This window comes from Providencia sp. SP181 (assembly GCF_050446505.1).
Classification (GTDB): Bacteria; Pseudomonadota; Gammaproteobacteria; order Enterobacterales; family Enterobacteriaceae; genus Providencia; species Providencia vermicola.
Genome location: NZ_JBBPXM010000005.1, coordinates 156821 through 176048 on the forward strand (window position 1 = coordinate 156821; position 19228 = coordinate 176048).

Annotated in this window: 17 protein-coding genes, 1 tRNA gene and 1 other RNA gene; 6 read left to right on the forward strand and 13 right to left on the reverse strand. The window is 37.8% G+C overall.

What is annotated here, in order from left to right; all coding sequences use genetic code 11:
- Positions 1-209: 209 nt before the first annotated feature.
- From tkt to dnaQ, 10 genes are all read right to left on the reverse strand, one after another.
- The gene (tkt, locus tag AABS66_RS10565; protein ID WP_206084648.1) at positions 210-2201 is read right to left on the reverse strand and encodes a transketolase; all 1992 of its coding nucleotides are present in this window, start codon (positions 2199-2201) and stop codon (positions 210-212) included.
- 558 nt (positions 2202-2759) lie between these two features.
- Positions 2760-3440 (reverse strand): TenA family transcriptional regulator, encoded by a 681-nt coding sequence (locus tag AABS66_RS10570; protein WP_206084647.1) that lies wholly within the window; start codon positions 3438-3440, stop codon positions 2760-2762.
- A gap of 224 nt (positions 3441-3664) precedes the next feature.
- Positions 3665-4351, reverse strand: coding sequence for a fimbrial protein (locus tag AABS66_RS10575; protein WP_206084646.1), 687 nt, complete (start codon positions 4349-4351; stop codon positions 3665-3667).
- Positions 4352-4382: 31 nt separating this feature from the next.
- Positions 4383-5999 (reverse strand): fimbrial protein, encoded by a 1617-nt coding sequence (locus AABS66_RS10580; RefSeq protein WP_430224908.1) that lies wholly within the window; start codon positions 5997-5999, stop codon positions 4383-4385.
- A 7-nt stretch (positions 6000-6006) separates the two neighbouring features.
- Positions 6007-8505: a TcfC E-set like domain-containing protein gene (locus AABS66_RS10585; RefSeq protein WP_430224909.1), complete on the reverse strand. Its 2499-nt coding sequence runs from the start codon at positions 8503-8505 to the stop codon at positions 6007-6009.
- Between the two features lie 19 nt (positions 8506-8524).
- Positions 8525-9208: a hypothetical protein gene (locus tag AABS66_RS10590; protein WP_206084638.1), complete on the reverse strand. Its 684-nt coding sequence runs from the start codon at positions 9206-9208 to the stop codon at positions 8525-8527.
- Positions 9209-9299: 91 nt separating this feature from the next.
- Positions 9300-9905 (reverse strand): common pilus major fimbrillin subunit EcpA, encoded by a 606-nt coding sequence (gene ecpA, locus AABS66_RS10595; protein ID WP_206084636.1) that lies wholly within the window; start codon positions 9903-9905, stop codon positions 9300-9302.
- Between the two features lie 125 nt (positions 9906-10030).
- Positions 10031-10351, reverse strand: a complete 321-nt coding sequence (locus AABS66_RS10600; RefSeq protein ID WP_206084634.1) for a helix-turn-helix domain-containing protein — start codon at positions 10349-10351, stop codon at positions 10031-10033.
- A gap of 952 nt (positions 10352-11303) precedes the next feature.
- A tRNA-Asp gene (locus AABS66_RS10605) sits at positions 11304-11380 on the reverse strand.
- A 154-nt stretch (positions 11381-11534) separates the two neighbouring features.
- On the reverse strand, positions 11535-12293 hold the full coding sequence (gene dnaQ / locus AABS66_RS10610; RefSeq protein WP_206084632.1) for a DNA polymerase III subunit epsilon: 759 nt from the start codon (positions 12291-12293) through the stop codon (positions 11535-11537).
- A 54-nt stretch (positions 12294-12347) separates the two neighbouring features.
- Between dnaQ and rnhA the strand changes: the two genes are divergently transcribed.
- The gene (gene rnhA / locus AABS66_RS10615) at positions 12348-12818 is read left to right on the forward strand and encodes a ribonuclease HI (protein ID WP_206084630.1); all 471 of its coding nucleotides are present in this window, start codon (positions 12348-12350) and stop codon (positions 12816-12818) included.
- On the opposite strand, the gene AABS66_RS10620 is transcribed toward rnhA, so the two are convergent.
- Complete coding sequence (locus AABS66_RS10620) at positions 12815-13546, reverse strand: class I SAM-dependent methyltransferase (protein WP_272539004.1); 732 nt, start codon at positions 13544-13546, stop codon at positions 12815-12817. The two genes, rnhA and AABS66_RS10620, sit on opposite strands and share 4 nt — an antisense overlap.
- Before the next feature lie 34 nt (positions 13547-13580).
- Between AABS66_RS10620 and gloB the strand changes: the two genes are divergently transcribed.
- The 4 genes from gloB to AABS66_RS10640 all read left to right on the forward strand — a co-directional run bounded on the left by gloB (position 13581) and on the right by AABS66_RS10640 (position 16937).
- Positions 13581-14336, forward strand: a complete 756-nt coding sequence (gene gloB / locus AABS66_RS10625) for a hydroxyacylglutathione hydrolase (protein ID WP_206084624.1) — start codon at positions 13581-13583, stop codon at positions 14334-14336.
- A gap of 81 nt (positions 14337-14417) precedes the next feature.
- The gene (gene mltD / locus AABS66_RS10630) at positions 14418-15791 is read left to right on the forward strand and encodes a murein transglycosylase D (protein ID WP_206084622.1); all 1374 of its coding nucleotides are present in this window, start codon (positions 14418-14420) and stop codon (positions 15789-15791) included.
- Between the two features lie 500 nt (positions 15792-16291).
- Positions 16292-16660, forward strand: a complete 369-nt coding sequence (tomB, locus tag AABS66_RS10635; protein ID WP_225820328.1) for an Hha toxicity modulator TomB — start codon at positions 16292-16294, stop codon at positions 16658-16660.
- Positions 16661-16733: 73 nt separating this feature from the next.
- Entirely contained in the window at positions 16734-16937 is a 204-nt protein-coding gene (locus AABS66_RS10640) for an HHA domain-containing protein (RefSeq protein WP_004905417.1), read from the forward strand.
- A gap of 356 nt (positions 16938-17293) precedes the next feature.
- On the opposite strand, the gene ffs is transcribed toward AABS66_RS10640, so the two are convergent.
- Positions 17294-17390, reverse strand: an RNA gene (gene ffs / locus AABS66_RS10645) — signal recognition particle sRNA small type.
- Positions 17391-17542: 152 nt separating this feature from the next.
- Positions 17543-18001 carry a YbaY family lipoprotein gene (locus AABS66_RS10650; protein ID WP_206084618.1) on the reverse strand — a complete coding sequence of 153 codons (459 nt, stop codon included), beginning with the start codon at positions 17999-18001 and terminating at the stop codon, positions 17543-17545.
- A 238-nt stretch (positions 18002-18239) separates the two neighbouring features.
- Here AABS66_RS10650 and tesB point away from each other — a divergent pair, with 238 nt between their 5' ends.
- Positions 18240-19106: an acyl-CoA thioesterase II gene (tesB, locus tag AABS66_RS10655; protein WP_206084617.1), complete on the forward strand. Its 867-nt coding sequence runs from the start codon at positions 18240-18242 to the stop codon at positions 19104-19106.
- Positions 19107-19228 lie beyond the last annotated feature (122 nt).

The window sequence follows — 19228 nt, forward strand, 5'->3', positions numbered from 1 at the left end:
ACACTTTTTAAAAATTTTTTCATTGAATTTCATTTCACTGAAACGGTTCAGCTAATCTAAGGTTAGATTAAGGGATAAAGTAACAGAACGCAATAGAAAATCATTGATTAGTGCACAAAAAAACAACGCCTAACGATTAGCTAGGCGTTGTTCAGCAAAATAAGCACATACAGGGCATTCAACGCATGAATACCCCATCATTAACTTACTTATTTCAGAAGAGATTTCGCTGCTTCAACTGCTTTTTCTACGGTGATGCCGAACTCTTTGTACAGTTCTTCCGCTGGCGCGGATTCACCGAAGGTATGCATACCGATGATAGCCCCGTTTAAGCCAGTGTATTTGAACCAGTAGTCCGCGATACCCGCTTCGATAGCCACACGAGCGCTAACATTTGCAGGTAAAACAGCTTCACGGTACGCAGCATCTTGTTTATCAAATGCATCCGTAGATGGCATTGAAACAACGCGAACTTTGCGGCCTTCGGCAGTTAGTTGGTCTGCGGCTTTCACTGCCAACTCAACTTCAGAACCTGTTGCGATAAAGATAAGCTCAGGGGTGCCTGCGCTATCTTTCAGAATGTAAGCCCCTTTCTCGATATTCGCTAATTGCTCAGCGGTGCGAGGTTGCTGCTCTAAGTTCTGACGAGAGAAAATCAGTGCACTTGGGCCATCTTTACGCTCAACTGCATATTTCCATGCAACCGCAGACTCAACTTGGTCGCACGGACGCCATGTGCTGACGTTTGGCGTCACACGCAGGCTTGCCAGTTGCTCAACAGGTTGGTGAGTTGGGCCATCTTCACCCAGACCGATAGAGTCGTGAGTGTAAACAAAAATGCTACGAATTTTCATCAGCGCAGCCATACGCACAGCATTACGCGCGTATTCAACGAACATCAGGAAGGTTGCACCGTAAGGAATGAAACCGCCATGTAATGCGATACCATTCATGATAGCAGACATACCAAATTCACGTACACCGTAATGGATGTAGTTACCCGCAGGGTCTACGTTCAGTGCTTTAGAGCCTGACCACATGGTTAAGTTACTTGGTGCTAAGTCAGCAGAACCGCCCATAAACTCAGGTAATACTTTACCGAAAGCTTCCAATGCATTTTGTGATGCTTTACGGCTAGCAATATTAGCAGGGTTTTGTTGCAGTGTTTCAACGAATTTTTTCGCTTCTGCATCAAAGTTTGCAGGTAATTCACCGTTCATACGACGGGTAAATTCAGCCGCTAGTTCAGGGAAGTTCGCCGCATAAGCTGCAAATTTCTCATCCCACGCTTTTTGTTTCGCTTCGCCTGCTTTACGCGCATCCCAAGCGTCATAGATATCTTGTGGAATTTCGAAAGGACCGAATTTCCAGCCCAGTGCTTCACGTGTTGCTGCAATTTCAGCATCACCTAATGGCGCACCGTGAACAGATTCAGAACCCGCTTTATTTGGTGAGCCAAAACCAATGATGGTTTTGCACATAATCAGCGTTGGTTTATCTGCTTTTTTCGCTTCATTGACGGCAGCATTGATTTGCGATGCATCGTGACCATCGATGTCACGAATAACATGCCAGCCATAAGATTCAAAGCGCGCAGCGGTATCATCAGTAAACCAACCTTCAACTTCACCATCAATAGAGATGCCGTTGTCATCATAGAATGCGATCAGTTTATTTAATTTCAGTGTACCCGCTAAAGAACATGCTTCGTGCGAGATACCTTCCATCATACAACCATCACCCATGAAGACATAAGTGTGGTGATCAACAACATCATGGCCAGGACGGTTGAATTGCGCCGCTAATGTGCGCTCTGCAATCGCAAAGCCGACTGCGTTTGCGATACCTTGACCTAAAGGACCCGTTGTTGTTTCAACACCTGGAGTATAGCCATATTCTGGGTGGCCCGGTGTTTTAGAATGTAATTGGCGGAAGTTTTTTAACTCTTCGATAGATAAGTCATAACCAGTGAGGTGCAGCAAGCTATAAATCAGCATTGAACCATGGCCGTTTGACAGCACAAAACGGTCACGATCCGCCCAGTGTGGGTTTGCTGGGTTATGATTCATATGGTCACGCCACAGTACTTCAGCAATATCAGCCATGCCCATTGGCGCGCCAGGATGCCCTGATTTTGCTTTTTGAACCGCATCCATACTTAGAAAGCGGATAGCATTAGCAAGGGTTTTACGAGTCGTCATCAGTATACTCCAGGTAGGATAAAAACGTACTTAAACCAATTTTTACAACGCAATACGGATAGTGCTACTTTGATTTCGCTATAACGAAAAACACCAATTTACCGATACATCACCCCATGTTCCTTTTTCTAAGGGCCATAGCGTATCAACAAGAAATTGAGCATTTCACGAATAGAGCGATTGAAAGTAACCCAATTCTACCCATACCGCAATATTTGCTATGTTCATGGCAGCAGATCGCTAATAAATTGAACTGCCGCAAAGCTGAATCCATTCCATTGCGCAAAATATCCCTTAAGGCTTACATTTTTGCGCAAGTGACTAACCTTATTAAACCTGAGTTCACTGTCTGGGATCAAGGTGATTTATGCATCTAGCACATTTAGCTGCCACATTAGTGATAATTGACAAAGTTTTAAGCAAAAAAGTGCCTCAATATGCCCGAATATTTTTGTTTGAGTTTACGTAAAAACACGCCTTCCAATAACAAAAATAGCAAATAAGGTGCGATAATTCGCACCTTATTTGAAAATAAAATTTCAGAAAATAGCTATCGGATTACGATAAACTGTAATAGAAGCTTGTATAAGCGTTTGTCAGTAAATGACTCCCAAATTTAATCCCCTCTTTAATTAAATCTTGAGCCTCTGGTTCAAGCCAATTTTCATTGACCACTTTCAAAAAATCTTCAGCATGTTCAATATCAATTTCTTTATGTAATCCATAGTGAGTAATTTGGCTCTCCTCAAGCCAACCATGGTTCTTGATTGCTTCATAAATGAGAGTTGATGCATCAACAAATGTACGCTCAATACCTGCATATACCGCTGATGCAAAGCGGTAATCTGAGAACGAAGAAACACTACGGATTGTTTCGTTAAAAATACGCGCATTCAATGGCGGCTGGTGAATATTGATTTTGGCAGTATCACCACCAAGACGAGAGATTAATGTTAAGATCGTATTACCATGAACATTTTCTTTAATTCCTTGCCCATGTTCTTCCCAAAGATTTTCGACAATGGCAATACGCGGTATTGCATCAGGAACGTTTGCGATAATTTGTGCCATTGGGCGACTAAAGAAAAAAACCATTGTCGCGAACTCATTTTGCGTTTCTACAAATTGCTCTTGAGATAATTCACCTGCACATAATGCTTTAAAATAAGGGGTTTCAGGTAAATTTACGGTATTAATCGTAGATTCTAAATAATTTTTTAATTCACTATTTAATGCCATAATTATTTTCCTCCTGAATTATCAGATAAAGAAAAGCACACGATATTAAATTCAAATGAGAACCTAATGATTAGATAAAAATTAATTCTCACATAATTTTCATGCTGAGCATTAAAATGAAATATGTTAGCTATTATCAAAAAACAATGTGTAACCTGAATTAAAAAAAAACCAGTAACAATAAGCATTACTGGCTAATCATATAATATGAAACTTTAAACAGGCTAATCGCAGTTGCCTATAGAATGGTATTTATCAAATATAACAATATACTTACGGCTTTTTTTCTTTAGAATATTATGGCGAAACTCTTGTTGTGGTAACAGATTGAGAACCAATGGCTGCTCATCATCTTTTACCTCACAGCTTTCGTGAACCAATACCCTGAAATAAGTATTCCCTGTATTTTTTAACACTCCCTCATTAGCATCCATAGCATATTGGAAATTAATATTTTTCGGTCTAACGACAAAGTAAGTTTCTAAACTCACTGTTGGATAAAATAACGATTGTTGTTTTTGTGCGAGATCGTTTTCGACATCAAGTGATGTTTCACTAATTACAATTTTATAATACCGTTCTTGATTATCTTCTTTACCTCGATAAAAAATTTTAAAATACTCTTGCTCGCCAGGTAATAAGATTTTCTTTAAGGGCGTAAAAATAATTTCGCCATCTTCTATTGGCTTTCCCTGCTCTTGAATATCTGGTTTATCTATTTGATAGGCACTAAATGTATATAAATTCACCTTTTTTGTATCATTGATGTAGGCCTTCGAAAAAAAACTTTTATTCGGCTCAAGTGCTGAAATATCTGAGCTCAAATACAGTGCATGCGCCTGACCAAAGAATGAAAATATCGCCCCAAATAATACAAAGCCGAAAATTTTTTTTGTGTTTATTCTTCTCATACTATTTTTCAATAACACCATCAATTCATGCTTATAGATGCACATCAGGCCCCGTCCAAATCGCTTTCACAACAACGGTTCCACTGGCCGATACCGTTCCTAACCAATCAATGCCATCCAAAGTAAACAACGAATTAGAGTCATTCATCGGAAAACGTAAATCTAGATAGGTTCGATAGAAGGAGCCTAAATCTTGGTTAGGGATATCCCACGGCGTTTCTGCCCATAAGGCGTCATTCATCGATATTTCTGTGCCATCACAACTTGAACGATAAGATTCCTCTGTACCTGAAGCATTTTTAAATGATAAATAAGCCGAGAATGGCACGCGGAATTTATCATCGTCTGAACTGAACAGACAAAAGTTTTGACCATTCACATTTACCGTTGGGCCTTCTACTCTTGCGGTAATAGAGTCAGCCTGCCGAGGCCCACTGGTCGTCACAATATAGTTAAACTCAATCGGCGGTTCTTCTGGGCCAATCTTTCCTGTCTTTGACGGGTTTGGAATATAATCCGCAGGCACAATACTGATACTATAATCGCGTGGTTTTATCACTAGCTGGTTTGATGGCGTAAATTCATAATACCCTGACTGCGGCGCCGCTGCAGGGTTAGTAAACGAAAAGGTAAAAAAGTCTTGGCTATTGGTAAAATCCACATTATTCGTTATTAACTGATTAAAGAACGTATTGGAAAAAAAGATAGAAACATACTGATTCGAACTTTTAAAATACGTATTGGCAGCATATGTTGAATTATAATTACGCCAAATATTCGAGCCATCATCAGGCCCAATTTTTATTGATGCGCCCGCAACAGTAAATGGGATCAGCGTTGAGTTAACTTTTAAACTCAATATAACATTGGCAAAAACATCCCCTGATGTCTCGTGTTTTACAACTTGGCAAATCAAGCCATTGACATTAGCGACAACGCCAATTCGGCAAAATTGTTCGCCAGGGCCTAAGCTTGGGTTCCCATTGCTGTCAATGTAAACCTCTTGCATTGCCCCAGTAGAGCTGAGCTTAATATGGGCAGATTTAGTAATCGTAAATTCATGGGATGCAATAATTCGCCCGCCAACACTTTGGCAACTTTCCCCTTTCGCTGGGTCATAATCCAAGTCGGTCATGCATGCACGATAACTGTAGGTTTCAACCGCCCCAACAGCCATCTGTCTAAAATATTGATAGGTTGATTCGCTAAAAATACCTCGCGCGTATGCCCCTTCTCCCAATGTATTGTCCTGCACAATTTTATATGCACCATTTCGACCAACGTATTGTGCAGGCCAATAACCTGTATCTCGGTTGCAATAATTACGCATACAACGGTTGCCGATAAATGGGCCATCAATAGGGGAATTTTCAAACCAAATATCCACATTCTGATTTGCTCGAATCGAAGTATTGGTGTAGCCCATATACCCTAAACTTTCTTGGTTTTTTGCTGAATAACGAGAAAATTTATTTGCGCCAGTAAAGCGGGGGTCTAACGACCTCGGTGTGACAAAATATTCATCATCCACACCATTCTCAACAAAAACAATGGAATTACTCAGTGCAACGGCACCCACCGTTGAACTGAATAAAGCACTGAATATCATGCTACTAAGAGACAGAAAAGAAATCGGTTTAATCATCATAAAATTCTCATTGCCTTAATGCGACTGTACGCTGCGGGTCGCAAGTCACATCGCCTAGCCACAACGCGCCTCGAGCACCTTCTAAATTTAAATCAGCTTCGCATATAGTTTGCTCATCCTCTTGTAAAAGAGAAATAACGGGATATCGCACATCAACATCCATTGAAAACTCACCATTGTGATCCGTTTTCGTACGACCAATATGATTACGAATAGACGCATATTTAATAAATTCACCATTAGGGGATTTCAAACGGCCAAATACCGTTACTAACTGCCTAACTTCTGGTTTATAGATAGCAATATTCCCAGGGTATAAAGTGACAGACTTATTTCGCCCAGACACAATGTCAAAACTGTCTTTAGACTTCTTATCATTCATTAATTGAATGTCATAGTCTGAATAAGGTGATAAAGGGATAAACGTATTTTTTCCACTAATTGGGTAACTTTGCCCATTAACTCGAGCGGTCATACTCCCTGCCCCATAAATATCCGAATTAATGATGACGCCCGACTTCCCTTGTTGCCCGCTGGGCATAATGGTGCCATCGCTATAGGCTAACGAACCACGAGATGTAAAGTTACCATTCAATCTTTGATTATCAGGTCGATTAACAGTTAGCATCCCTGAGTTATATTTCGTTTCGTAGGAGGCATAACCCATCGTTGAGAAATCAGACTCTCCATTATTTTTATCGCGCACTAATTTAGAAACAGATCCCCCGATATCGGTAATAACAGAATCTTCGAAACGTTTATTCGCGTAAATATTGGCTTTCATATTGCCATTACTTGAAGATAGACCTGTACTTAACCATGTTGATAACGGTAATGAAAAATCAAGACTGATAAATTTTTCATTCAGGCTTTTTTGGTCATCATAATGGTAACGCTGGACGCCTGTTCTTAATCCAATCGTGCCATAGCGGCCTGAAAATAATGTATTTGAATATTCATAGTTAATTGAATCACTACCAATACGTTTATCTGTTGTACTGCTAATGGTAAATGACCCTGCTCGGTCAACAAGCTTATCAAGGTTCAACGTCGCACCATAAGATTCGCTATTTGAATCATAAATAGGCAGGTCACCTTTAATAACCGCTTTTTCTTTCGAAGCCCAAACAGAGCCATAGCCGTCTGGCACACTGGTTGATACTGTCGCAATATTCCTAAAGCTGCCATGATTCTCCACCATACCTTGCCAAGAAATTGAGACATATTGGTTCAATGAAAGGTTAATACTGCTTTCATTAATTAAATAATTGTCATAACCGTAGTTCGACATTTGAAAATTTATCCCAGACAACACTGGGAAATTTTTTGCAACAGACGCCCCGAACAAATAACTTTTTTCTAATGGTTGGCGTTCTGCTTGTTTCCCTCTGACATAACGTTTTTTATCAAAATCGATATATCCGCCATAAACTTCCCAGCTAAGCTTGTCAAAATCAGCACCACTTGAACTAAATGACTTATTAATTGTTTGACGCTGTGATGTCACAATTTTGCCATCAACAACAGTTTCAATCATTACGTCATAAATACCAAAGGGCAAAATACTGGTATCCACTTCATAACTTCCCATTGGAAAGTTCTGGATATTTAATAATTTTTCATCACGATAAATTCGCACTTCGCCTGGACTATTTAAAAAGACATAAATTGGTGTCAGGGAGTATTTTTTATTGACTACGACACTTGAAGCATTATTTCCAATAGATGCCGCATATATTTTACTGCGATTTAAGGTTGTTAAACTCGCAATAGACTGCAAGTTCCACGTACTCATTAACCCGATGGCAAAACGTAGACCATTAAAGTCACGCTCATACATTGCCCGATAAAGCTCAATATCAGAGTTCGATTTACCAATACTGTATGCTGATGCATTCACGTTTATATGGTGCTCTGCAATCGCAAATAACGTGTCTAAGTTAAAATAGCTGCTTGATGAATTTTTTCCTTTTTTTACCTGACTTTCAAAAATACCGAGATCATAGTTCGCAACCGTCGAAAAAGTGTCAACGGAAGAATCACCTAATGCAAACTGTCTGACTTTTTCATTAGCGGCAATCGCTTCTTTATTAACATCGAGAGATAAATTAAACGAAGCAATATTCAATTGCAGCACTGCATTTTTATCAACGACAATATTATTAAGCTCATTAAAGAAAACATCTTTTTTTTGTTCTAAACTTTCAATCAGCAAAGGTTGTATTTTGGGGCCTTTATTTGTGTCGATAAAATGAATATTGGCAAGTTTAATCTTCCCTTCAGCTATAATGATGATGGCATCTGCAATTTTATCTTCACTTTGATTTTTCCCATCATCTGATTTTAAACGTAGAAACACAGGCACCGACATTCCTTCCTCTAAAGCCAAAACAAAAGCAGGAGGAATAACATACCCACCAATTTTAATTCGCTTAATATCTTTAGCAGAAAGAGTACTTGAAAAAATAAAGCTCATTATTGATAACGCGATAACACTTTTACGCATAATTAAGACCTAACCCTAATTATTTGACAACAATAAACTCCCCTTTGTGCCAAATACCAATACTTGTTTTTTTATTATTTATATCAACCAACTGAAGGTTAACGGCTAAATTAGGTAAGAGATAATAACGTTCACGACAAATACCTTCTGCGCCATATTTTAACTTTTCGGTTAAGCAAGGGCCTGATGCAACAACCCGAAAAGAGCTATTCCCTAAATTAGCTATTTTATTTTTATCATAATTATATTTAAAACTTTCAATCCTTGGTGCTACGACTAAAATTGTACTTATTGTTGCGGATGTCGTTGCAGACGCTGACTTGGTACTTTTAGTCATTCCGCTTTCACTAATTGGGTCATCTGTCCAGTTTAACCGGTAGTAACGTTCCTGTTCGTCTTTCGGGCCTTGATAGATAATTTTAAAAATATCTCGTGATTTGCCTGGAAGTATAATGTTCGCTGGTGTTGACAGTATTTCGTTAGGATCGTTAATAGGGATAACCTTTCCACCCTCAAGTGGAGAGTCTATCTTTTCAATACTTAAGTTAACCAATCTTGCCGCATCAACAGTATTTTCAATTTCTTTTGCTAAGGTTTCTTCACCTGAAGAAATAATTTCCGTAATATTACCAACGTTAACGGCAAAACTATTTTTTAACGGTAACATGGATAATAAAATAACTGTAAATGTGATTTTATTCATTATAAAAACTCAAATAGAAAACGATAAAGATCAACATCCTTATATTCTCTTTATCGTAATATAAAATTTATTATTTAATTAACGATCTAACTTATGGAGTAGTGAAGCTACCTTCCCAGTTTGCTGTAAACTGAATTTTTACATCACCATCCCAAACACCATCAGCTAAATCTTTAAATTCTGCGTCTACACCAGCTGCTTTCGCGTTAGCAATAACGAAAGTAAACTCACCGCGGTCTGTTGAACGGTCTGAAACATCCCAAGAGCCATTTGCAGCTAAGTTGTCTAAACCTGAAGTGATACCTTGTGCGACATCAATTAAAGTTGTATCAGTAGTCGAGTCTAAATCTGCACCATTCCATTTAACACCAACTTCTAATGTAGAATCATCAGTTGTTCTTGCTAAGGTATTTGCAATAATTTTTGATGTTAATTTAAAATCAGTTGCACCTGCTTGGCCTTGGATAGCAATATCAAATGCACCGTTTTGCTGGTTAAAGCTTTTTTGTCCTTCAGCGTAATTGAAAGTCAAACTTTTAAGTGGGGTAACAACTAACATACTTGTTGTGTCTTTAATTGCAGTTGCTTGCCATGTTGCTGTCGCTTGAGCAGTACGCGTATCTGCATTTGCAACAGTAGCAAAAGAAGCAGCAATAATCCCAGATAATAATACAGATGCCATTTTTTTATTAAACATATTGTTCTCTCTAATTAATATTCAAAATATAACAAATAGAAAATTACATAGTATAAAAAACACTTTCTTGTGTTTTTTATAAAATATAATCTGACCACTGTTCTTTAATTAACGTAATATAATTATTATTCTTTACTAGATACAAAATCCATTAAATACCGACCTAATGAATAGCTTTCCTTTTCTTCTATTTCGTTTTTTAAATTATTCTCATTCTCTTTTTCATTTTGAACAAAGAGAATAAGGTCAACCCAACTTTTATCGAGTAGAGATAATAGCTGATGTAATTGATCTAAGGTTAACGGTGTTTTACCTGTTTCATAACGAGAAATTTGTTGCTGACTTACACGCATTAACTTTGCTAATTGCTTACCAGTTAGATTTTTTTCTCGTCTAGATTTTCGTAAGAAAAAACCAGCATAATAACTTAACTTATTTGATTCCATAAGCATTTCCAAAACTTTCCCAACGGTGAAATAATTCGTATAACTCTATAAAAGCTAATTATTAATATATTTATATTCTTGATTAAATAATTCAAAAATTAATTATTCGTAACTAATTTGTTCTTAATAATATAAATGGATACAAAATCGTGTAAAAATGTTTAAAACTATTAAAAAATAAAAAACCAATAGCCCACAACTATCAAAATATTTTTTCTGCAACATTTCCCTATCTAAAAACAACAAAAAACACGTAATCAGAGTATTAAATTAATAAGTAACTATGTGATTAATAGATTAATTTTAAATGTTGCTATTTTGTTTTTAATATGCGCGAATTAAGTTATAGATATAATTACTTATTTTTTTAAATATATATTAGAGACACCTAATTTAATAGGCATTTTCATTTTGTTACAAATTGGCATGGAATGTATTATTTGAATGGAGATTTAACACCAAATACGAGTATTAAGGTTTTTCACCTAAAAAAAATTCAATATCTAGTGTTAAGATCGAGTACGCCAAGTTTATCTTTGGGAAAGGAAAATGTACTCTTTACTTTTCAACTTTTCTAAGCATTATAAAAATGAGAATGATTGTTAGAATAACATTTCAAACTGAAATAGTTCATCAATGATATAAAAAAAAACATTTTTTAATCGTCACAATAACGCATAAAAAAGCACCTAATTACCGTCATTATATTAATAATGAAATAAAATGTGTTACTGTTCGAAATCAAAAATATGAGCCTTACTAGCAGTATGCGTTGCAAAATCGTCATATACAAAAACAATAAACGCATTCTATGCGTATAACACCAATTTGTTACGATATGAATTAATGAAACAAAATTTATGTGAAGGGCAAATTACGATAAAATGCAAAGTAGAATTCGCATAAAAAAGATAAAAAAAAGCCCCGAGCAAATGCTCAGGGCTTCAATGTTTGGCGGAACGGACGGGACTCGAACCCGCGACCCCCTGCGTGACAGGCAGGTATTCTAACCAACTGAACTACCGCTCCGAATGTTCCCTGTTGGGAACGCCATGCATATTACGAACACTTCATTAAGCAGTCAATACTTTTTCTTGAAAAATCGCGCAGTTGAACAGTTTTTAGCCCAAATAATAGGATAAATCACCGCACCTTTATTACGCTTAGCAAAAACCACTCAAAACTAATGCAAAGTTTCTTCTTCATCAGACTGCCGCCAAAGGCAAGGTTTTCCACCTTTCTTATCAACAATATCAAGGCGAGCTTCATGAGCAATAAGTTCTTCATCAGAAGCATATAACACAGTTAAACCACTTGAAGGTCGTTCAATACGTTGAATTTCATATGCTTGCTCATTATTTGCTGATTCGGCATCCATCGAGAATGATAACGACGTTTGCCCCCCCGTCATCGCAAGATACACGTCCGATAAAATTTCAGCATCGAGTAAAGCGCCGTGCAACGTACGTTTAGAGTTATCAATTAAATAACGGTCACATAAGGCATCTAAGTTATTGCGCTTACCTGGAAACAACTTTCGTGCCAACACCAAACTATCCGTGATAGTACAAAAATCGGCTGTGGGTGGGATCCCTCTATTGAGTTTACGGAACTCATAATCCATAAAACCGATATCGAAGGGCGCATTGTGAATAACTAATTCTGCCCCTCGAATAAATTCAAGAAACTCATCAGCAATGTCAGCAAAGACGGGTTTATCTTGTAAAAATTCATCACTGATCCCATGAACCTCAAAAGCTTCAGGATCCACTAAACGATTCGGTTTGATATAAACATGGAAATTACGACCAGTTAAGCGTCGGTTAATGACTTCAACCGCGCCAATTTCAATAATGTTATGGCCTTCATAATGAACACCAAGCTTATTCATACCTGTTGTTTCAGTATCGAGGACAATTTGTCGGGTTATCGCCGTGCTCATAATGGTATTTTGTGTCAAACTAGAGGTGAATGAATATTATAGAGTGTACCAGAAATGACAAAGCAGGTAGAAATTTTCACGGATGGTTCCTGTTTGGGTAATCCAGGACCAGGTGGATACGGTGTTGTCCTTCGTTATCAACAACATGAAAAAACGCTCAGTGACGGCTATTTTATGACGACTAACAATCGCATGGAGCTGCTTGCTGCCATTGTTGCCCTTGAGTCCCTCAAAAGACCATGTGATATCATCCTAACCACAGATAGCCAATATGTTCGCCAAGGTATTACTCAATGGATCCATGGCTGGAAACGTAAGCAATGGCGAAAAGCCGATAAATCCCCAGTCGTTAATGTGGACTTATGGAAACGTCTTGATGAAGCAATCCAACCCCACACGATTGATTGGCGCTGGGTGAAAGGCCATGCAGGCCACCCTGAAAATGAAAAATGTGATGAGTTAGCACGCGAAGCTGCATCATCTCCAACAAAAGAAGACACTGGATATCAACCCGCAAAAGACTAAGCACTTGGCTTTTTCGTGCGTTTACTTAACTCTTTTGCTGCCCCTAATGCGGTGCCAATTTTCATTTTCGGTTGTTTGAATTTTAACGGTGTTGGCGTGAGCGGGTATGTTCGTTTTCTCGCCACGATGACACTAAGCACACCAATTCCACCACCGCTTTTATTGATCCACCGCTGCGGGCTCATCCATGGAATTACGTGGCAATTCCGATGATATAACACTTCATAATTTAATAGACTCAGCCAATCAAATACCCTAACCGATGGAAAGAAACGGCTACAATAAGGCTGTCTTTTACGTAAAACAGGAACTAACTTTGCTAACCCTGCGAGGCTAAATGGATTAAACCCTGTAATAATCAGCCAACCATCATCGATTAATACGCGGTCAACCTCTCTCAATAGCCAATGTGGATCATGGCTATATGCTAAACAATGTGAGATTAAACAAGCATCAATCGACTTTGCTGTAAAAGGTAAGGCATCGGGCTGCGCAATAAGGTTAAAGCGAGGGTCGTTCTCCCCCACATTGAATTGATGGGAGATTAGACATTCTTCGGTATGGATTTCAGTGCTTAAATGCCCTAACTTAAGGAGATGAAAACCAAACATTTTCGGCCACCAAGGACGAAGCTGGTTTTCCAGGGCTTGCTGGTATTGTTCGCCAAAAGGAATATCAGACCAACTAACGGGCATTTGAATTTTTTTATCAATACGCGCAGGCTTCATGACATTCCCCTATTAAACAGTTTTCGAGGTCATTATGGAGTTAATTCGAGTCCCCGCTTTAAATGATAACTATATTTGGGTTTTAGCAGATAACCAAAAACAGTGTATCATCGTTGACCCTGCGGAGGCAGAGGCTGTGCTCGAAATAATCACCCAGAGGCACTTAACCCCTGTCGCCATCTTATTAACCCATCACCATAATGATCATACAGGTGGTGTGGAAGATATTTTAAACAAATTTACAACGTTACCTGTATTTGGTTCAAAAGAAACCGCAGATAAAGGCGCTACTGAATTAGTTGCAGATGGCGATAACGTCGTCGTCAATCACTTCAACTTCCAGGTTATCTCTTTATCTGGGCATACCACTGACCATATTGGTTTCTATCAAGCACCTTATTTATTCTGCGGTGATACTTTATTTTCCGCAGGCTGCGGCCGTATTTTTGAAGGTACGCCAGAACAAATGTATCAATCTATTCAGAAAATTGCTGCCCTGCCCGATGATACTCTCATTTGTTGCGCCCACGAATATACTTTATCAAATCTAAAGTTTGCGCATCATATTTGGCCTGAAAATGAAGCAATTACACAATATTTACAAAAGATAACGCAAATGCGTGACAAACATCAACCTACAGTACCTACCACATTGAAAACAGAGAAAAAGATAAATATTTTTCTTCAGTGTGATAATCAGCAATTACAGAAAAAATTGCAAATTAATATGCAAAATCCACCTTTGAGGGCCGTTTTTACCCTGTTACGTCAATTAAAAGACCAATATTGAAGTTTATTGATTGTCATATCGGGGTGGGGTAAGTATTATTGTTCGACTTTTAAACATTAAAATGAAGAACAATAGAAAAAAATGAAGATAATCGCGACGCTTATCGCCATTGTTCTGCTGGCTGGATGCCAAACTACCCCGAAAAAAGTTAAGCAGAATAAACCCACAGTAAATCATACAATTGAAACCATTGCTTCACATAACCAAGCGGCTAGTCGACAACAATCTAAAGTTGATTATGACTTATGGGGCTATATTAGTGATGAATTAAAAATGGACATCCCTGATAACCCACAAATTAGGGAAATGGCCAACAGTTATATGAATAAACAAAGTTTTGTCTACGATGTGGCATTAAGGGCTGAGCCTTATATGTACCTCATCGTAGACGAAATTAATGAACGTAACCTCCCGATGGAACTCGCTTTAATCCCAATTATTGAAAGTTCATTTAATCCCAAAGCGACCTCCCCAGCACAAGCCGCTGGCTTGTGGCAAATAGTGCCAATCACAGCCCGCTCTTATGGGTTAAAACAAACTCAATGGGTTGATGAGCGCAGAGATGTTCTTTCATCTACCAATGCTGCATTTGATTTACTCGAGAACCTAAATGTGATGTTCGGCCATGATTGGGCACTCACTTTAGCGGCTTATAACTGCGGTGAAGGTTGTGTACAAAACGCGATTAAAAAGAACGAAGCAGCTGGCCTTCCAACTGACTTTTGGTCACTATCATTACCGAAAGAAACTAAACAGTATGTCCCTAAAATTTTAGCACTAAGTAAAGTATTAAAAAATCCAGAGCAGTATCAAGTTAATTTACCGACAAGCAATAAAAATAGAGCACTAACACAAGTGGATGTCGGTCAACAAATTACCTTATCCCAAGCGGCTGAGCTGGCAGGGTTAACAGTTGAATCCGTCAAAACCTACAACTCTGGTTATACCCGAGGGATTACATCTCCCACAGGGCCACACTATATTATGTTGCCTACTGCAAAAGCAGAGCAATTTAAAACCTCACTAACAGACCAAGAGGTTTTAGAAACAATTCGCCTTGCCACTGTGCAAAATCAACAAATTAAAGCAATAACACAACCAACAGCGATTTCAACGGCTCGCCAAAATCGTGCCAAGGTCACCACGTATAAAGTCCGCAAAGGTGAATCTATCGCCAGTATTGCTCAAAAATTCAATACGACAGCGAAAAACATTCAGAAGCTAAATGGCCTTAAAACAGCTAGCGTGATTAAACCAGGCCAAATGCTCAAAGTTTCAGGTGCCGCACCAGTCGCTAATAGTCGTAAAAGCACAGTGTACAAAGTTCGCAAGGGTGATTCTTATTACAGTATTGCAAAACGCCACGGGATCAAGCTGAATGATTTAATGACTTGGAACTCTGGAGTCAAAATGGCAGACCTGAAACCTGGCGTTACATTAAATCTCTATCTCTAAGTTGCAACCTAATTTAAAAACCTTTACTTCATTTTGTGAAGGTTTTTAAATACCTCATCTAATAGGTTGAATAAAACTATTTAAATACTCTGAATGGAGTAATACTTTTTATAAGATGTCTTATGTCAACTTTCATCTCTGATTGTATTTAAAATACACGGGTGATTTAAATACACTATAAAATTGTGTTTAGTCAGAAAATCCCGTATCCCCTCTAAAGTAGAAAAAAGTGGTTAATAGAGGGTGACTTATGTCATAATAGTGATATTATTGCTCTTACACTGAGGCGGTTTTCACTGCTAGCCTGTATTTGAATATTACTTATGTTAATAGTATAAACCTTCAAACATTCAATGTTTTTATAATAACCTTATATTTTTCAATATATTAACAACCCATGTTTTTACATTGAACATAAGTGCTTTTAATTAGTTATTATGGCTGTATTATTGATATAAAAAGATACATAGCAAACGTCAGATTCGCCTGCGGAGGTGATTATGGATGAATACTCACCCAAAAGACATGATATAGCAGAACTTAAATACTTATGTAATAGTCTGAATCGGGACGCTATTTTAAGTTTACAACAAACAAATACACATTGGATTAATGACTTAAGCTCTGACCAAAGCGCGGCGCTTAATGAACTCATAGAGCACATCGCAGCATTTGTTTGGCGATTTAAAATCAAATATCCAAAAGAAAATCTTGTTATTTCATTAATCGAAGAATATCTCGATGAGACTTACGATTTATTTGGTAGCCCTGTCATCACATTGAGTGAAATTATTGATTGGGAAACAATGAATCAAAACCTTGTCGCTGTGCTGGATGACGATCTAAAATGTCTAACCAGCAAAACTTAAAGGCTTTATTTATCTTTAGTCTAACTATCATATTGTATATTACCGAGTTATTTCTCATAAAAGAAAGGGCGTTATGACCAAATCTGATTATCTGATGCGTTTAAGAAAATGCACAACAATTGAAACACTTGAGCGAGTGATTGAAAAAAACAAGTATGAATTATCTGATGATGAATTGGAATTGTTCTACTCAGCAGCAGATCATCGCCTTGCTGAACTGACAATGAATAAACTCTACGATAAAATTCCAGCTTCTGTTTGGAAATTTGTTAGATAATATCTTAGAAACACGCACAGATAGTAAATGGTTATAGCCGGTAACAACATTTATCGGCTGAACTCATTATTATTCAAACACAATTATTGGCATTATTTTAATGCTAATACCCCTTTTACGCTGTTTATTTTCCTCTCAAACTTAAAAAGCAACTCATTTTAACAATTAATGCGATATTTTTAACTTTGTTCTATTTATATATTAGGCATTATTTAAAAACACAAAACCACCTTAACACTTATATAAAATTTAAATGTTAAATAAATTAAAGGTAACTTTATTAGTTATTAGTACTGGGTTGAATGTATTTAAATAATATTAAAGGATAAAGTAAGAAATGAAATTTTGGGTGGGAGCCCTGCCAGCGACATCCCGGCACACACGACCCCTGCTATGGCTGCTTCCTTCCGGACCTGACCAAGTTAACAAGTTAGCGTTGCGGGAGAACCAACAGAGCCCCCATTGAATGCTTCTTTCGAAGCAAATGCATTATGCTCGATCGCCGTTTAAATAGCAAGAATACTGCGGCTAAGTGCTGATTTATTACACAAAAAAGACAACCTATTAACCGTAAAATCGAAAAATTAGGTGCGATAAAAATAACGTTAATTGGCAGGCACCATTAATAATTCAATATTTTTGGTGACACCATTATTAATCACTTCAACCACAGAATCCGTGATATAAAGCAGCTTTCCATCAGCATTAACCGTTGCATTCACAGTCAGTTTACCTTCAGGCCTTACCTCATTTTTATGATAAGTTAACTCAAAAGGTATGGTCGGGCGATTATTGAATGAATCATAGTATTTTTGAGACAAAATAAGCGCAGGCAAATCCGTTATTGAAGTATCTGCAAGCGTAACAGTCATAACCGCACCTGCAGGTATAACAGAGCTCTGCACAATCACAACACGCCCTTCGATTTTTCCTGAATCAACAGTTTGGTTGTTATGGCTAGTTTTACTATTCAGTGTTTTTTCACCTGGCTTCGTGTTATTCCCTTCACAGCCGATTAAAGAAAAAACAAATATAAAGCTAACTAAGTAGCGTAAGAACATCATAATTATGACCTATAAGGCAATGTTTAATAACATATTTAAAAAACTTGAAATTGGAGAATCTTTTTTTGATGTGGGAATTGAAAAAAGTATAACCAATTTGAATAAAATAACAAAATAATATTTCAAATTGTAACTGCAAGTAAGCGTTAGTTTACCCTTACACAATCTATCTACCTATTTTGGTAAAATAATGGGAAAATACCGACATCTCATTATTTTTAACGGTATTAAGGTAATTATGAGCCCAGAATTACAGAACTTAATTAGCCTCATTGAACTAGAAAAAATTGAAGAAGGTATTTTCAGAGGACAAAGCGAAGACCTTGGTTTACCACAAGTTTTTGGTGGTCAAGTTGTTGGGCAAGCCATGTATGCCGCTGAACAAACGCTTCCTGAAGATCGCTTTATTAACTCTTTTCACAGTTATTTCTTACGTCCTGGCGATAGCTCTCGCCCTATTGTGTACGACGTGGAAATTTTACGTGATGGTGGAAGTTTTAGTGCACGCCGTGTCAGTGCCATTCAAAATGGCCAACCAATATTCTTTATGACGGCTTCATTTCAAACCCAAGAAGATGGATATTCACATCAAAACTTGATGCCTGACGTTCCACCTCCTTCTCAATTAATTTCTCAAGATGATATTGTGCAAGCATTGGCCGATAAATTGCCTGAAGCCGTCAAAAAATATGCCTTAAGGCCTAACCCTTTCGAATTTAGGCCAGTTGAATTCTACAGCCCATTTGATGCGCCACCTCAAGAGCCATTCCGCTATATTTGGTTTAAAGCTAAAGGGCAATTACCCAATATACCTTCACTACATCATTATTTATTAGGCTACGCTTCTGACTATAATTTTTTACCTGCCGCTTTACAGCCCCACGGTCGTGGTTTTATGGAAAGAGATTTACAAGTCGCGACCATTGATCACTCAATGTGGTTCCATCGCCCTTTTAAAATCGATGATTGGTTACTTTATGCAGTCGAAAGCCCATCAGCGTCTGGCGGAAGAGGCTTTGTGAAAGGACAAATTTACAATCCTCAAGGTGATCTTGTTGCAACAGCTGTGCAAGAAGGTGTTATACGTCAAAGGCAACCTCGCTAGACAACATCGATTGAAAAGTAAGTGATTACTTACTCAGCAAAAAGGTAATGGCAGTGTTGTGTATACTGCCATTATCAATTTGAATAGAACACAGTTTTATCCTGAATTCATAAATAAAAGTA

Coding starts and splice junctions, on each gene's coding strand:
- tkt (WP_206084648.1), bottom strand. CDS start 2,201: ATGACGACTCGTAAAACCCTTGCTAATGCTATCCGCTTTCTAAGTATG.
- AABS66_RS10570 (WP_206084647.1), bottom strand. CDS start 3,440: ATGGCATTAAATAGTGAATTAAAAAATTATTTAGAATCTACGATTAAT.
- AABS66_RS10575 (WP_206084646.1), bottom strand. CDS start 4,351: ATGAGAAGAATAAACACAAAAAAAATTTTCGGCTTTGTATTATTTGGG.
- AABS66_RS10580 (WP_430224908.1), bottom strand. CDS start 5,999: ATGATGATTAAACCGATTTCTTTTCTGTCTCTTAGTAGCATGATATTC.
- AABS66_RS10585 (WP_430224909.1), bottom strand. CDS start 8,505: ATGCGTAAAAGTGTTATCGCGTTATCAATAATGAGCTTTATTTTTTCA.
- AABS66_RS10590 (WP_206084638.1), bottom strand. CDS start 9,208: ATGAATAAAATCACATTTACAGTTATTTTATTATCCATGTTACCGTTA.
- ecpA (WP_206084636.1), bottom strand. CDS start 9,905: ATGTTTAATAAAAAAATGGCATCTGTATTATTATCTGGGATTATTGCT.
- AABS66_RS10600 (WP_206084634.1), bottom strand. CDS start 10,351: ATGGAATCAAATAAGTTAAGTTATTATGCTGGTTTTTTCTTACGAAAA.
- dnaQ (WP_206084632.1), bottom strand. CDS start 12,293: ATGAGCACGGCGATAACCCGACAAATTGTCCTCGATACTGAAACAACA.
- rnhA (WP_206084630.1), top strand. CDS start 12,348: ATGACAAAGCAGGTAGAAATTTTCACGGATGGTTCCTGTTTGGGTAAT.
- AABS66_RS10620 (WP_272539004.1), bottom strand. CDS start 13,546: ATGAAGCCTGCGCGTATTGATAAAAAAATTCAAATGCCCGTTAGTTGG.
- gloB (WP_206084624.1), top strand. CDS start 13,581: ATGGAGTTAATTCGAGTCCCCGCTTTAAATGATAACTATATTTGGGTT.
- mltD (WP_206084622.1), top strand. CDS start 14,418: ATGAAGATAATCGCGACGCTTATCGCCATTGTTCTGCTGGCTGGATGC.
- tomB (WP_225820328.1), top strand. CDS start 16,292: ATGGATGAATACTCACCCAAAAGACATGATATAGCAGAACTTAAATAC.
- AABS66_RS10640 (WP_004905417.1), top strand. CDS start 16,734: ATGACCAAATCTGATTATCTGATGCGTTTAAGAAAATGCACAACAATT.
- AABS66_RS10650 (WP_206084618.1), bottom strand. CDS start 18,001: ATGATGTTCTTACGCTACTTAGTTAGCTTTATATTTGTTTTTTCTTTA.
- tesB (WP_206084617.1), top strand. CDS start 18,240: ATGAGCCCAGAATTACAGAACTTAATTAGCCTCATTGAACTAGAAAAA.